A 400-nucleotide genomic window follows, 5' to 3' on the forward strand; every position below is an offset into this window, starting at 1 on the left:
AGAAGCGTGATTATTATGGTATTGCAAAGTGTAGCAGGTGAAATTGCCAAGGCAGCAATTTCACCTGCAGACAGCAAAAGTGATGCAGATTAATGCCCCATCACCTGAGTAATCTCTTCCGGCTTATGATGTACGCCAAAATCATCCACAATGGTGGTGGTCGCTTTGTTCATATTGATTACATCCACTTCAACGCCTTCTTTGCGGAATTTGAGTACGACTTTGTCGAGTGCGGCGACTGAGGTGATATCCCAAAAATGCGCGTGGGTTAAATCGATAATTACTTTTTGCAGTTTTTCTTTCATATCAAAACCGCGCACAAACATATCGGCAGAGCGGAAAAAAACTTCGCCATAGACTTGATAAGTGCGCTGCGTTTTTTCTTCGTTAAGCTCTGAGT

Annotated in this window: 1 protein-coding gene; it reads right to left on the reverse strand. The window is 43.0% G+C overall.

What is annotated here, in order from left to right; genetic code table 11:
• Positions 1–89: 89 nt before the first annotated feature.
• The coding region (locus B3180_RS06485) for an STAS domain-containing protein (RefSeq protein WP_286843631.1) at positions 90–400 on the reverse strand (311 nt) is incomplete at its 5' end.

This window comes from Idiomarina sp. UBA4206 (assembly GCF_002383015.1).
Lineage (GTDB): Bacteria > Pseudomonadota > Gammaproteobacteria > Enterobacterales > Alteromonadaceae > Idiomarina > Idiomarina abyssalis.